Below are 13,754 nucleotides of genomic sequence, written 5' to 3'. Positions count from 1 at the left end.
GTTGGCAACTGACCCGGGTGTGCAGCGTAAAGCACCAAGAGCAGTTATCCGGCGGGCAGGTGGCCGCGGCCGGAGGAACAATCTGAAGTGCAGACGTCCCGCGCACCAGTAGTGGCGGGCGTTTCAACGACGCATTACTGAAGAGCCCAGGGCCTGGCCCCGGGCTCTTTGGAATGCCGAGTGATCCCTCGGTCCCAAATGGCTCATCGCCAGGCGGAAAGTAAAAAAGGAGGCAGGACCGTGACAAGCGAGCAACAGACGTTGCTGGAAATGCCGATCTGGCTGGTGATCGTCCTGGCGTTGCTGGGTGGGGTCTGCGGCGAGATGTGGCGAGCGGACAAGGCGGGCGCCCGTGGCGCAGCCCTGTTGAGACGACTGGCACTGCGCTCGGGGGCCTGCATGGTCTGCGGCGTATCCACCATGATGCTGCTGTATGCCAGCGGCTTTTCGATCTGGGCGGCCAGCGCCCTGGGGTGCCTGACCGCCGTGGGCGGCGCGGACATCACCATGGGGTTGTACGAGCGCTGGGCGACCAAGCGCCTGGGCCTGGGCAATGACAGCAAGGAGAGATCATGACCGACCTCAGCGGATTGCATCAGGCCATCAGCGCAACCATCGAGACGGCGATACCGCAGCTGGCCACGGTCGGCAGCTATGCCGCCGTGCAGCAGGAAACGGCGCTGCCGGCGCTGTTCTACGCCATCGTCGGGCTGAAGCCCGATGTCGATCCGGGCGACGGGCATTCCCGTGTCATCGCCACGTTCGAAGCGAAGATCAGCACCGACGGCGGTCGCCCCCAGGCGACACTGGAAGCCATCACCCTGGCCGCGCAACTGATGGTGCTGTTGCGCAAGCAGTACTGGAACATCGATTTCGTCGAGGAAGCCCGCGGCGTGCAGGCGTTGCCGTCGAGCACGGCGTCGACCACCTGGACGGTGCAATGGGAGCAGGCGCTGCACCTGGGCGAGGCGCAATGGCCGTGGCCGAACCAGCCACCAGGTTCACTGGTGCTGGCCTTCGATCCCGATTCCGGCCCTGGTCACGAAAATGACTACAAGGCGCCGGAGGATTTCGCGTGAGCTACGCCAGCGCAATGCATGACCGCATGATCGCTGGCCTGCTGATTCCCTGCCGGGTGGTGGCGGTCGACCTGGCTGCGGCGCGGGTGCGGGTATCCGACGGCGCCGGCTGGACCAGCGCCTGGGTCCGTTGGCACAGCCAGGCCGCCGGCAAGGCCCGGCACTGGCGGGCGCCGAGCCTGGACGAGCAGGGCATGCTCATCAGTCCCAGCGGCGAACCGGCCCAGGGCACCTTCGTCCCGGGTCTCTACGGCAACGCCGGCAATCCGCCGGACAACCGCGAGCATGTCGAAGTCTGGCGCTTCGACGATGGCGGCTCGCTGACCTACGACTGGCACGCCAGCAGCTATAGCGTCGAGCTGCCCCAAGGCAGCATCACCCTCAAGGTCGGCGGCAGCACGCTGGTGGCCACTCCCGACTCCATCACGCTGACCGCTGGCAGCCTGACCTTGAATGGTCCGGTGCAGGTCAACGGCGCGCTGAACGTGACCGGGGATATCCACGGCGGCGGGGCGATCATCGACACCGCCGGCAATACGCCGAACCACAAACACTGAAGCCCGCCCATTGCGGGCTTTTTCATGCCAGGGAGGAACGCCATGGCGCCCACGAAAAAGCATTTTGCACCCGGTGTCCGCGCCGCGGTGCACAACCCTCAATCTACAAAGGAGTAGCGCCATGATCGGAATGGATCGCCGCTCCGGTCAGCCACTCTCCGGTCTCGCCCACTTGCGCCAGTCCATCGAGGACATCCTCACCACCCCGCTGGGCAGCCGGCGCATGCGTCCGGACTACGGCAGCAAGCTGCGCCGCTTCGTCGACCTTCCCGTCAACGAGGGCTGGAAAAGTGCGGTGCAGGCCGAAGTCGCGCGCTCCCTGGTGCGCTGGGAGCCGCGTTTGAAACTGGAAAGGGTCCGGGTCACGGCGGTGGTTGACGGGCAGATCAGCCTGCAACTCACCGGGCAGTACCTGGGCGACAGCCAGATCCTGGAGGTGACGGCATGAGTATTGTGGACCTCTCGGCGCTGCCCGCGCCGCAGGTGCTGGAAGACCTGGATTTCGAGGAGATCTTCCAGGCCGACCTGACGACCTTCATGTCCCATATGGGCGACGGCTGGAACGCGCCGCTGGAAAGCGATCCGGTGACCAAGCTGCTGGAAGTCGGCGCTTACCGCACACTGCTCAACCGGGCCCGGGTCAACGACGCCGCCAAGGCGCTGTTGCTGGCCTACGCCCAGGGCAGCGACCTCGACCAACTGGCGGCCAATGTGCAACTGCGCCGCCTGGTGGTACGTGCCGCCGACCCGAACAGCGTGCCGCCGATCGAAGAACTGCTTGAAGAAGACGACGCCCTGCGCGAGCGCATCGAACTCGTCTACGAAGGGCTGACAACCGCCGGGCCGCGCAACAGCTACATCCTGCACGCCCGCAATGCCTCCGGGCAGGTGGCCGATGCCACGGCGGAAAGCCCGTCGCCGGCGATGGTGGATGTCACGGTGCTGAGCTTCGACGACGAGGGCGCTGCCAGCGCCGAACTCCTGGCGCAGGTCGCCGCCTACCTGAACGATGACGAGGTTCGTCCGGTCGCGGATCGCCTGACCGTGCGCAGTGCCGAGATCCTGCACTATCGCATCGAGGCGGTGTTGCACATGGTCGGCAACGGTCCGGAGAACGAAGCGACCCTGGCCGAGTGCCGGCGCCGCTTGCAGGCCTGGATCAACCCGCGCCGTCGTCTCGGTATCGAAGTGGCGCGCTCGGGGATCGACGCGCAACTGCATATCAGCGGGGTCGCTCGGGTGGAACTGGTCGGCTGGCAGGACATCCGTCCGACCAAGGGCCAGGCCGCCTGGTGCGATGAATTCACCGTGACGCTGGGAGGCTGACATGACCAGCCTCCTGCCACTGAACAGCACCTTGCTGGAACGGGCTGTGGAGGCCGCCACGGCGGATGTTCCGCAGATTCCCCTGCGCACCCTGTACAACCCCGACACCTGCCCGGCGCACCTGCTGCACCAGCTGGCGCTGGCCTGGTCGGTGGACCGCTGGGACGAGAACTGGCCGGAGGCGGTCAAGCGCGCGGTGATCCGTGGCTCGTTCCAGGTGCATGCCCGCAAGGGCACCCTTGGCGCCTTGCGCAGGGTGGTCGAACCCTTCGGCTACCTGATCGAAGTCGCCGAATGGTTCAACACCGTGCCCGAGGGCGTGCCGGGCACTTTCGCCCTGAAGATCGGCGTGTCCGAATCCGGGATCAGCGAGGAGACCTACGAGGAACTCACCGCGTTGATCGACGACGCGCGGCCGGTCAGCCGGCACATGATCGGCCTCGCCATCACCCTCGACAGCAAGGGCTACCTGCGGGTTGGCCTGGGTTTGAGCGAAGGCGATGAAATCGACATCTACCCGCCTGCCTCACGTGACATCGAGGTCCGCGGAAACCTTGGCCGCAGAGGCCATGACCATCAAATCGAAACCCTGGACGTTTACTCATGACTGACCAGAACAGCCAGTTCTTCGCGATCCTCACCGCGGTGGGGGAGGCCAAGCAGGCCAACGCGAACGCCTTGGGCGTGCCCTGGACCTTCGCCCAGATGGGCGTGGGCGACGCCAACAATACCGAGCCGGTGCCGTCGCGCACCCAGACCAGGCTGATCAATGAACGCCGTCGGGCGCCGTTGAACCAGCTTACGATCGATCCTAAGGACGCCAGCATCATCATTGCCGAGCAGGTGATTCCGCCGGATGTCGGTGGCTGGTGGATCCGCGAGATCGGCCTCTACGACAGCGCCGGCGACCTGGTAGCGGTGGCCAACTGTGCGCCGAGCTACAAGCCGTTGCTGGCGCAGGGGACCGGCAAGACCCAGGTGGTACGCCTGAACCTGGTGGTAAGCAGCAGCGCCAATGTGCAGTTGAAGATTGATCCGGCGGTCGTACTGGCGACGCGAGATTACATTGAAACGGTAATCATGACTGTGCTACCGCCGACCCGACCAGCGGGAACATATAGCAAAGTTCAGGTCAATGATCGTGGTGTCGTGATCGGCGGTGAAAACCCGACGACGCTGGCAGGGTATGGAATCGTTGACGGACTGAAGAAGGGCTATCTGGGTCTGGGCGGCAAGACTGCGGCTGCTAGCGAGATCGACAGGGTTGGTCTTGAAGGAGGATTCCACTCTTTCACTTCTGGCACCACTTCCTTTGGAAACTGGCTTTCGTTGCTTAACTTTCCCTATACCACGGATGATTATGCTGCCCAGCTTGGTTTTCAATATGGTTCGGATGAGCCAAAAGTCCTGGTGCGTTCAGCCAAGACTTCCGGGCAATGGGGGAATACGCGAACCCTGTGGCATGACGGAAACTTCAGGCCATCCGAGTATATTCGTGTCAGTGATGGATACCTGAGGGCACAAGTGGACGGGCTGTTGGCCGGTAAGGCAAACAAAGCCACAACACTGGCTGGTTACGGTATTACCGATACTTTCAACTCCACTGAGCTCCACAGCACGTTCGCCAGCAAGGCTGACAAGGCCACAACGCTTTCGGGTTACGGAATTACCGATACGTTCACCGCGACGGAACTTCTAGCCAAGTTCGGAAACAAGGCTGATAAAGCTACAACGCTCGCAGGTTATGGAATTACCGATGCGCTTCGTGTGAACTCAAACTATGTCAGTCAGCAGGTACCGATTCTCGCTGCGCCCTCCGCCGGTTTGACGGCAGCAGATACCGCGATAGTCATTCGAGAAGCACAACAGGTCGGTGCAGCTCAGGCGGGTGATGAATATGCCCCTGGGATGGCCTTTTTCTGGAGTGCCCGTCGTTCTGGGCGTTTGATCATGGATGCCTTGGGTGCTTTGAAATGGAATGGTATTCCACTGCTGACAGGATCCGTCGCGACTCAAGCCGAAGTTGATCAGGGGGTAAGCGATACGGCAGTGGTTACGCCCAAGAAATTACGCTGGGGGTTTGATTTCATAAAGGGCGGAGGCTATGGGAGCAGCGCGATTATATTCCCGAGCTGGTTGGGTGGGTTGATGATTCAGTGGGGCGTACATGCAGCGAACAGTGTTGATACTGAGACCAATGTTAGTTTTCCATTGGGCTTCAGTATTATCCCTGCCTGTGTCAGCACCTTCACTCATGATGCGGCAGTTGTAAACTCCACCGTCGGTACACAGATGCGCTTGCTTACTGCAACCGGTTTTCAGTCTCGTCGAGAGGATATTATCAACGTTAGTACTTATCCTGCTGGTACCGCTTATATCCGTTGGGTTGCTATCGGTTATTGAGGATAAAATATGAGTATTTGGGCAAAGTGGATTGAAGCGGATGGCCGGTTTCTATTCAGTCTTGATAACAATGGAGGCCATGAAATTAGCCGTGAGCGGCATTTGGAGTTGCTTGAAGCCTGCGCTGGCGGGCAGCTGATTCGGCCTCAGCATGATGGTCTTCCTGAAATTCACGAGCAGCCGCTGCTGAGTATCGAGATATTGAGCGAGCGAGAGAGGATCTGGCGTACTGGTGAACTGGCCCGTTATGAATGGTTGGTGAGTCGTCATCGTGAAGAACAGGATATGGGCATAACACCGACGTTGACTGCTACGCAGGTCGTCGAATTGCTTGGCTATCGTCAGACCTTGCGTGACTGGCCATCAGCCAGTGTGTTTCCTAATATCGATCAGCGCCCAGTCTCCCCTGTCTGGCTTCTTGAAACAGATGAATAAAGCCCTACCCGGGTACTTGCTTTCCCATCCCAAAGGCCCCGTATCCACGGGGCCTTCTCATTTCTGGAGATAAACACATGAGTGGATTCTTCCACGGCGTCACCGTAACCAACGTCGACACCGGCGCCCGCAGCATCGCGTTGCCGTCCTCGTCCATCATCGGACTGGTCGACACCTTCACCGAAGGTGCGACCGCCACCGCCAAGGCCAACGACCTGGTGCTGATCACCAGCGAGCGTGAAGCCGTCGCCGCATTCGGCGCCGACGCGGCGATCACCAGGTCCTGCCAGGCCATCTTCGCCAGGGCCAAGGCCGTCATCGTCGCTTGCGGCGTGGCCAAGCTGACCGACGCCGCCGAGCAGACCTCGGCGATCATCGGCAGCGTCGACGCCGAAGGCAAACGCAGCGGCCTGCAAGCCCTGCTCGACGGCAAGAGCCGCTTCAACGCCCAGCCACGCCTGCTGGTCACGCCGAAACACAGCGCCACCGCCGCCGTGGGCACCGCCCTGGTCGCTCTGGCCGACAAGCTGCGCGGCCTGGCTATCATCGATGGTCCGAACACCACCGACGAAGAAGCCATCGCCTACGCGGAAAACTTCGGCGCCAAGCGTGCGTTCATGGTCGACCCGGGCGTGCAGTACTGGGACACCGTCACTGACAAGACCGTCGATGCACCAGCCTCGGCCTGGGTCGCCGGCCTGTTCGCCTGGACCGACAACGAGTACGGCTTCTGGGCCTCGCCATCGAACAAGGAGTTCGTCGGCATCACCGGCACCAGCCGCCCGGTGGAGTTCCTGGACGGCGACGCGAGCTGCCGCGCCAACCTGCTGAACAACGCCAACATCACCACCATCATCCGCGACGACGGCTTCCGCCTGTGGGGCAACCGCACCCTGTCCAGCGACCCGAAATGGTCGTTCGTCACCCGCGTGCGGACCATGGACATCGTCATGGACGCGATCCTCTACGGCCACAAGTGGGCCGTGGACCGCTCGATCACCGCGACCTACGTCAAGGACGTGACCGAGGGCCTGGAGAACTTCATGCGCGACCTGAAGGCCCAGGGCGCAATCATCAATTTCGAAGTGTATGCCGACACCGAGCTCAACACTGCCAGCCAGCTGGAGCAGGGCAAGGTGTACTGGAACATCCGCTTCACCGACGTACCCCCTGCAGAAAACCCCAACTTCCGTGTCGAGGTCACCAACCAGTGGTTGACCGAAGTCCTCGACCAGGCCGCTTAAGGAGCAACAACACATGGCAATGATTCCGCAAACCCTGGCCAACCTGAACCTGTTCGTCGATGGCGTCAGCTTCCAGGGCGACGTTACCAGCCTGACCTTGCCCAAACTCGCCATCAAGGTCGAAACCCACCGGGTCGGTGGGATGGATGCAGCGATCGAGATCGATCAAGGCATGGAGGCGCTGAGTGCGTCGTTCAAGACCACCGGCATCCGCCGCGAAGCGCTGAAGTTCTTCGGCCTGGCCGACAGCTCGGCGTTCAACGGCACCTTCCGTGGCGCCTTCAAAGGCCTCAAAGGCGCGATCACCCCGGTGGTGGTGACCCTGCGTGGCATGCTCAAGGAAGTCGAGATGGGCGACTGGAAAGCCGCCGAGAAACCGGAGAGCAACCACGTGGTTTCGCTGACCTACTACAAGCTGGAGATCGATGGCCGGCTGATGTACGAGATCGATCCGCTGGGCATGAAACGCGTGATCAACGGCGTTGACCAGCTCGCCGCCCAACGGACCGCCCTCGGTCTCTGACACAAGGACAAGCTCGTATGACGCAAGCAACGAAAGTACCCGGCTGGATGACCGTCAGCGCCGAGCGCGTGGTAATCAGGCTCAGCCGTCCAACCGAGGCCAACGGTGTGCAGGTCGACAGCCTGTCGCTGCGGGCACCGACGGTACGGGACCTGCGTGCCGCGCAGGGTGGCGGCACCGACGACGAACAACGGGAACTGAACCTGTTCGCCTCCCTGGCCGAAGTCGGCATCAAGGACCTGGAGGGGCTCACCCTCAAGGACTACAGCCGTGTACAGGCCGGGTATTTTCGCCTGGTGCAGGACGACGAGCTTTGACCCCGCACGCCAGAAGGCGGCAGCGAAGCGGCTCGCCAAGGAGCTGAACTTCTCTGCCGCCGAGATCATGACCATGTCGTACCCCGACATGGTCTGGTGGCTTACGGACTGAGTCCGGGTTTGCACCCATAGGAGGATCAAATGGCGAGCAAGCTGTCATTAGGGTTGGAGCTGGGGATTGGCGGTGTGGTCGGTTCCACGGTGGGTACGGTTTTCAGCATGATCGAAGACCGTCTCAAGAGCCTGGAGTCGAAGACCAGCCAGACCAAGGCGCTGATGGGCACCATCGTGGAGGCCCAACGGTTGGGCGAGGCTTTCGCGGCTGTCGAAGACAAGGGTTCGGTCGCCGCGATCACGCTGCAGGACGACCTGGCGAAAATCCACAAGAACCTCAAGGATCAAGGTGTCGACGTCACGCGGCTGAGCGAGAAATACGCTTCGCTGGGGCGCGTGATGGAGGGTATCGAACAGCAGAAAAAGGGGCATCAGCAGATCGCGGAAGGGAAGGCCGCCATCGCCAATGCCACGACCCGCTTCAAGACGGTCATGGTGCCGATCAAGGCCAGTGCCGACTTCCAGGTGAAAGCGATGGACCTGGTCGCGGCTGCCGGTGTGCCCGCCGGTGACGAGGCGCGCAAGAAGCAGGAGGAAATCTCGGCCGGGGCTGTCCGGGTCGGGGAGGAAAGCGGGATGGCCAGTACTGACGTACTGGCGATGATCGGGCAGATGACCGCTGCCGGCATGAGCCTGGATAACGCAGCGGGGCTTGCGCAGGTCGCTGCGCAGTTCTCGGTCGGCCAGGGACTGGAGGGCAAGGACTCCGCCGGACTGGTTGCCGCGCTGGCGACGAAATCCGGAATAACGGATCCCGAGGTGTTGAAAAACGTACTCGGAGGCCTGGCACAGCAGAGCAAGGGCAGCAAGATCGGCATCGCCGAGGTTACCCGGTCACTGCCCAAACTACTGGCCGAAATGAAAGAGGGATCCGCCGTTGGCTTGAAGCCGGTCCTTCGTCTGGGAGCGCTGCTGCAAGTGCAAGGCACGGCCAAGGGAGGGGCGGAAGAGGGCGTCAAGGAGATCAGGACGCTCATCTCTGCCGACAAGCTTGGCAGTGCCGAAGAGATGCGCAAGGGAGCGGGTGACGAGGCAGCGCAAGCGCGCTTTATGTCGTTGTCCAACGACCCTTCGCGGAGCGGAAGCAAGACCTTCGACGACGACTTCAAGGCTCGCAGCGACACCTCGGCATACAAGCTCAAGGGCGCGGCCAATGCCTATGACGACCTGAAGCGCAGTTATGGCGACGCCATCCGGCCCGCTTCCGATTTCGTCGCGGAAGGTTTCACCGCAGTTGCTCGCGAGCTGACCTCGCTGATCAACGGCTCGCAGAAACTGGTGCTGGTGGTATCCAGCGTCGCGGCGGGGTTCGTGGCGTTGGGGGCAGTGATCGGTGCCTACAAGCGCGTCAAGGGCGTGGTGGATGTCGGGCGTGGCCTGGTCAAGGAGTTCGGACGAGGTCGTGGCGATTCTGCAAACGCAGGTGGCGGCGAGAGTCCCCTGGGTCAACGCAACGGGCCGGTGAGGGTCGTGGTGGTTGGCAACGCCGTTTCGAGTCTGTCACGTGGTGGTTCCTACTCGCCAGGTGGCTATGGACCTTCCCGGGGCCGGCGTGTGTCCTCTTCCTTCGCTACGCCTCCAGCGGCTTCGCCCGGTTACCAGGCGCCCATGAGGTCGTTTGCTGCACCTGCCTACCAGGCGCGTCAGGTATCGAGCGTCCATCAACCATCACAGGCGTCATTCGCATCGTTCGGGCCACGGACTTCCGTGGCAGCGCCAGCGCGAAAGTCGTGGGCATCGAAAGTCCTGAGCATGGTTACCGGGATCGACGATTCCTACTCTTCATTCGGTTTTGTCGGCGGTACATCGCCGGTCGATACTCATCCCCCGGCTCAAGCCGCCCCTCGAACAACAGGAGTTGCGAGCAAGGGGCGTGGATTCCTGAAGGCAGTTCCCGGAGGTCGATTCGTCGACGCTGGATTGATGGCACTGGATACGTTCCAGACCGCTACCACTACGGAACAGAAAGCCGAAGGCTATGGGGCCGCTGCCGGCAATCTCGGCGGCACCCTGGCAGGCGCCGCAGCGGGAGCAGCGATCGGTTCGGTCGTACCCATCGTGGGAACGGCGCTGGGCGGACTCATAGGGGCAGCGTTGGGAGGCATGGCCGGGGAAGACCTGGGCGGCTGGCTGGGCAAGCGCCTGATGGGCCGCGAGGATAAGTCGTCCGATGCCGCCGGCCAGCAGCATCAGGCCAACCGCGCCGTCGGCAGCGACGGGTTGGATTCCAATGGTTCCGTTCAGGCTGTCAAGCCCGGGCCAGTGGCGGTACCGCAGATCGGCGTGGTGGCGCAGGCGCTGGCCGCCGACGCACCAAATCCCGGCCTGCCTGCTGGCGCTGCCGATGCGTTCAGGGCACCCACCGCCGCCAGTCCGTCCGCGCAGTACTTCACCATTTCGCCGAGCATTCCCATCACCGTGCAGGGCACCATCGCCAATCCCGATGACCTGGTCAGCCAGCTGGCGCCAGCGATCCAGCGGTTGTTTGCCGACCTGGCTGCCCAAGCGAATCGCGGCAACCAGATGTGGGACAACCCTGCCGCCACCTATGTCGCATAAGGATCCCCCATGGCCTACATGGAACAACTGCAATCCAGCCTGCGCTCCCTGGTGACAGCGGGCGAGGCCGGACGGCGCAGCGCCGATGAAATGCTGGGGCCCTTGAATGGCGCCATCAGCGATGTCACCGGTGCAGCGACCGAACTGGAAAACCTGCCCTTCGTGGGCGAAGTCATCGGCAAGAAGCTGCAACGCACGATGCGCGCCATCGAGGTGGCGCAATCGACCGTGGGCATGGTCGCCGCGAAATACAACCAGGCGGTCAGCGTGGTCAGCGAGGTCGAAAGCCGCCTGGAGTCCTTCTCCGAGCAGGCGGGCAAGGCCGCTGCTGCAATCAACCGAATGGCCGGCAAGATCAGTCCCGCGCTGGGCTCGATCCTGCCGACCGGGACCTTCGCACCCGCGACGACCCCGCCGGAAGAAGCGGTCAAGCCCTACCCCCATCTGCTGGTCTTGCAGCCGTTGCCGAGCGGCGAGCCCTTCTACTTCAACCTGGATACTGCGGCGTTCCACCAGTTCAAGCGCACCAAGGGATTCAACTGGGCCGCCCAGGAGCGTCTGTCGCGCAGCAAGGCGCAGCAGGCGATCGGCCTGGGGGATGACAAGATCACCATCGAAGGTGTGATTTTCCCTGGCTTCAAAGGTGGGCTGGGCCAACTGCAACGCTTGCGCAGCATTGGCCAGGAACTGCGGCCGCTGAGCCTGACTACCGGTTTCGGGGAGTTTCTCGGGAGCTGGTGCCTGACCAGTGTCAGTGAAACCCAGGACAGTATCCGCGCTGGTGGCATCCCTGGAAAACAAGCCTTCACCCTGGAGTTCGTGAGCTATGGCAACGATATGCAGAACGTCTGAAGGGGACCTGCTCGACACCCTGTGCCAGCACTACTACGGCCATCTGCGCGGCAGCGTCGAGGTAGTACTGGACGCCAACCAGGGGCTGGCCGACGAGGTCCAGCCGTTTCGCGCAGGCGTGCTGATCCGGTTGCCGACGTTGTCCGCGGTCACCGATGCCACGGTCCTGCTGTGGGATTGAGCCCTTCGCCGTACCAGGCCCCGCCCAGTGCGGGGCTTGTCTTTTCTGGAGTTTGAACATGCAACCTGTGTTTCGTATCGTCGCCGACGGCAAGGACATCACCGCGCTGATCAACGACCGTGTGCTGCTGCTGCGCACCACCGACAAGACCGGCATGGAGTCCGATGACTTCGAACTCAAGCTCGACGATCGCGACAGTGCCCTGGCCTTGCCCAAGCGCGGGGCACAGCTTGAGGTCTACCTCGGCTATGCCGGGCAGGAGTTGACGCGGTTGGGGCGCTACACGGTGGATCAGATCGATGTTTCCGGGCCGGCCTCGACCCTGGAAATCCGTGGCAAGGCTGCGGACATGCGTGGCACTGGCAAGACCATCCGTAGCGGTAGCTGGGAGAACGTGTCGCTGCAACAGATCGTCCGCGACATCGCCGCGCGCAATGGCTGGCAGCCGCAGTGTCCGGTGACCACCGTGGTTCCCCGGGTCGATCAGCGGGACGAATCGGATTTCAATTTTCTGACCCGCATTGCCCAGCAGTACGGTTGTACCGCCAAGATCGGCGACGGCGTGTTGCTGGTGCTGCCCAGGCAAGGTGGCAAAAGCGCCAGTGGCAAGGACCTCGGTGTGGTCAGCCTGGCCATCAGCGATGTACGGCGCTGGAAGTTTCATCTGCAGGACCGGTCCACCGTGAAGGCGGTGCAGACCCGCCATCAGGACCCTGCGACCGGGCAGCAGAAAACGGTCGAGAAGGAAAACGAGAACAAACCCGAGGATGTCAGTGCGGTGTTCATCGACCGCCACATCTATCCCAACAAATCGGCCGCCGATCAGGCTGCCAAGGCGCGCCTGGAGGCGTTCAAGCGCAGCACTGCCACGGTGTACCTGGAAATGGCCGGGCGTACCGACCTGTTCGCCGAACGCATGCTGCATGTGCAGGGTTTCAAGGATGGTCTCGATGGTGAGTACCTGATCGACACCGTCACCCAGACCTTCACCGCCAGCGGCTGGGATACCACGGTCCAGTGCAACGGTACCAACCAGGGCAAGTCCACGGCGAAGACGCAGAAAACCAGGCAGACCAAACCGCTCAAGGCCGAGCAAAGCGAGGGCCGGAAATGAATCTGACCGAAGCCGAACTGTTTCGTATCTATCCCAACGCCCGCTCTACAGCGGGCGTTTTCGTTGCACCGCTGAATGCCGCCATGGCCCACTGGTCGATCGACACGCCGCGGCGGGTGGCGGCCTTTCTCGCCCAGATCGGCCATGAGTCCGGGCAACTGCGCTATGTAAAGGAGCTGGGTTCCGAGCAATACCTGGCCCGCTACGACACCGGCAGCCTGGCCCTGCGCCTGGGTAACACCCCGGAGGCCGACGGCGACGGCCAGCTGTATTGTGGCCGCGGCCTGATCCAGGTCACCGGGCGCAACAACTACCGCGCCTGCAGCATGGCGCTGTTCGAGGACGAACGCCTGCTGGCGCGCCCGCAGATGCTCGAGGAACCCCAGTGGGCCACCGAGTCGGCGGCCTGGTTCTGGCATTCGCGTGGGCTCAACCAGCTGGCGGATCGCGGTGAGTTCAATCGCATCACCCGGCATATCAATGGCGGCCTGAACGGTCTCGAAGACCGCCTGAAACTCTGGGCCCGAGCCCGCGAGGTGTTGTGTTGAGCCGCCTGCGGGTCGCCGCCCTGGCGCTGCTGGTTCTGGCGTCCTGTGCACTGACCTGGCAAGTCCAGGAATGGCGTCATGGTCGCCAGGCCGCGCTGCGTGAGGAGGCTTACGCTCGCGAGCGTCAGCAGCAGGCGCAAATCGCCACGGCGCAACTGCAGGACGAACGACGGCAGCGACTGACGCTGGAACAGCGCCTGCAGGCTGTCGACCAGACCCATTATCAGGAGCTTATCGATGCTCAACAGGCTCAAGCCCGTCTGCGTGACCGGCTGGCTACTGCTGACCTGCGGTTGTCAGTCCTCCTTGCCAGCGACGCCGGTGCCCCCGCTGTGCCAACCACCACCGGCACCGGCGGCGTGGTTCATGACCCCCCGCGAGCCCGACTTGACCCGGCGCATGCTCGACGAATTGTCGCCATCGTCGACGACGGCGACCAGGGACTGATCGCCTTGCGCGCCTGCCAGGCCTACGTGCGCGCGCTGCGCTTCTGAGTGGTGTA

At 62.8% G+C, this 13,754-nt stretch carries 17 protein-coding genes and 1 pseudogene; all 18 read left to right on the top strand.

Annotation, left to right across the window (positions count from 1 at the left end; all coding sequences use genetic code 11):
- Positions 1-240: 240 nt before the first annotated feature.
- The 18 genes and pseudogenes from AC5QPF_RS24990 to AC5QPF_RS24905 all read left to right on the top strand — a co-directional run bounded on the left by AC5QPF_RS24990 (position 241) and on the right by AC5QPF_RS24905 (position 13,746).
- Complete coding sequence (locus tag AC5QPF_RS24990) at positions 241-576, top strand: phage holin family protein (protein ID WP_494960346.1); 336 nt, start codon at positions 241-243, stop codon at positions 574-576.
- Positions 573-1,079 carry a hypothetical protein gene (locus AC5QPF_RS24985; protein ID WP_494960345.1) on the top strand — a complete coding sequence of 169 codons (507 nt, stop codon included), beginning with the start codon at positions 573-575 and terminating at the stop codon, positions 1,077-1,079. The genes AC5QPF_RS24990 and AC5QPF_RS24985 overlap by 4 nt, the downstream gene beginning before the upstream one ends.
- Entirely contained in the window at positions 1,076-1,636 is a 561-nt protein-coding gene (locus tag AC5QPF_RS24980) for a phage baseplate assembly protein V (protein WP_494960344.1), read from the top strand. Before AC5QPF_RS24985 ends, AC5QPF_RS24980 begins: the two co-directional genes overlap by 4 nt.
- Before the next feature lie 121 nt (positions 1,637-1,757).
- Positions 1,758-2,084: a GPW/gp25 family protein gene (locus AC5QPF_RS24975; RefSeq protein WP_075806183.1), complete on the top strand. Its 327-nt coding sequence runs from the start codon at positions 1,758-1,760 to the stop codon at positions 2,082-2,084.
- Entirely contained in the window at positions 2,081-2,962 is an 882-nt protein-coding gene (locus tag AC5QPF_RS24970) for a baseplate assembly protein (RefSeq protein ID WP_494960343.1), read from the top strand. The genes AC5QPF_RS24975 and AC5QPF_RS24970 overlap by 4 nt, the downstream gene beginning before the upstream one ends.
- A 1-nt stretch (position 2,963) precedes the next feature.
- Positions 2,964-3,569: a phage tail protein I gene (locus AC5QPF_RS24965; RefSeq protein ID WP_494960342.1), complete on the top strand. Its 606-nt coding sequence runs from the start codon at positions 2,964-2,966 to the stop codon at positions 3,567-3,569.
- A pseudogene (locus AC5QPF_RS24960) lies at positions 3,566-4,552 on the top strand (phage tail protein); the annotation flags it as partial. The gene AC5QPF_RS24965 and the pseudogene AC5QPF_RS24960, both read left to right, overlap by 4 nt.
- Positions 4,553-4,870: 318 nt before the next feature.
- Positions 4,871-5,365, top strand: a complete 495-nt coding sequence (locus AC5QPF_RS24955; RefSeq protein WP_494964245.1) for a gp53-like domain-containing protein — start codon at positions 4,871-4,873, stop codon at positions 5,363-5,365.
- Between the two features lie 9 nt (positions 5,366-5,374).
- A complete protein-coding gene (locus AC5QPF_RS24950; RefSeq protein ID WP_494960341.1) occupies positions 5,375-5,800 on the top strand; it encodes a tail fiber assembly protein in 426 nt (141 codons plus the stop codon).
- 77 nt (positions 5,801-5,877) lie between these two features.
- Positions 5,878-7,044, top strand: coding sequence for a phage tail sheath subtilisin-like domain-containing protein (locus tag AC5QPF_RS24945; protein WP_494960340.1), 1,167 nt, complete (start codon positions 5,878-5,880; stop codon positions 7,042-7,044).
- A gap of 13 nt (positions 7,045-7,057) precedes the next feature.
- Complete coding sequence (locus tag AC5QPF_RS24940) at positions 7,058-7,567, top strand: phage major tail tube protein (protein WP_494960339.1); 510 nt, start codon at positions 7,058-7,060, stop codon at positions 7,565-7,567.
- Between the two features lie 17 nt (positions 7,568-7,584).
- Positions 7,585-7,884, top strand: a complete 300-nt coding sequence (locus AC5QPF_RS24935) for a phage tail assembly protein (RefSeq protein WP_494960338.1) — start codon at positions 7,585-7,587, stop codon at positions 7,882-7,884.
- 141 nt (positions 7,885-8,025) lie between these two features.
- On the top strand, positions 8,026-10,557 hold the full coding sequence (locus AC5QPF_RS24930; protein WP_494960337.1) for a phage tail tape measure protein: 2,532 nt from the start codon (positions 8,026-8,028) through the stop codon (positions 10,555-10,557).
- A 9-nt stretch (positions 10,558-10,566) separates the two neighbouring features.
- Positions 10,567-11,409, top strand: coding sequence for a phage tail protein (locus tag AC5QPF_RS24925; RefSeq protein ID WP_494960336.1), 843 nt, complete (start codon positions 10,567-10,569; stop codon positions 11,407-11,409).
- Positions 11,384-11,590, top strand: coding sequence for a tail protein X (locus AC5QPF_RS24920; protein WP_494960335.1), 207 nt, complete (start codon positions 11,384-11,386; stop codon positions 11,588-11,590). The genes AC5QPF_RS24925 and AC5QPF_RS24920 overlap by 26 nt, the downstream gene beginning before the upstream one ends.
- A gap of 58 nt (positions 11,591-11,648) precedes the next feature.
- Positions 11,649-12,704, top strand: coding sequence for a contractile injection system protein, VgrG/Pvc8 family (locus AC5QPF_RS24915; protein ID WP_494960334.1), 1,056 nt, complete (start codon positions 11,649-11,651; stop codon positions 12,702-12,704).
- Entirely contained in the window at positions 12,701-13,252 is a 552-nt protein-coding gene (locus tag AC5QPF_RS24910) for a glycoside hydrolase family 19 protein (protein WP_494960333.1), read from the top strand. The genes AC5QPF_RS24915 and AC5QPF_RS24910 overlap by 4 nt, the downstream gene beginning before the upstream one ends.
- Positions 13,249-13,746 carry a lysis system i-spanin subunit Rz gene (locus AC5QPF_RS24905; RefSeq protein WP_494960332.1) on the top strand — a complete coding sequence of 166 codons (498 nt, stop codon included), beginning with the start codon at positions 13,249-13,251 and terminating at the stop codon, positions 13,744-13,746. The genes AC5QPF_RS24910 and AC5QPF_RS24905 overlap by 4 nt, the downstream gene beginning before the upstream one ends.
- Positions 13,747-13,754 lie beyond the last annotated feature (8 nt).

Source organism: Pseudomonas sp. Con_6, from assembly GCF_059379395.1.
Note: the sequence above shows the minus strand (reverse complement) of the source record. Positions and strands in the feature narration are given on the sequence as shown.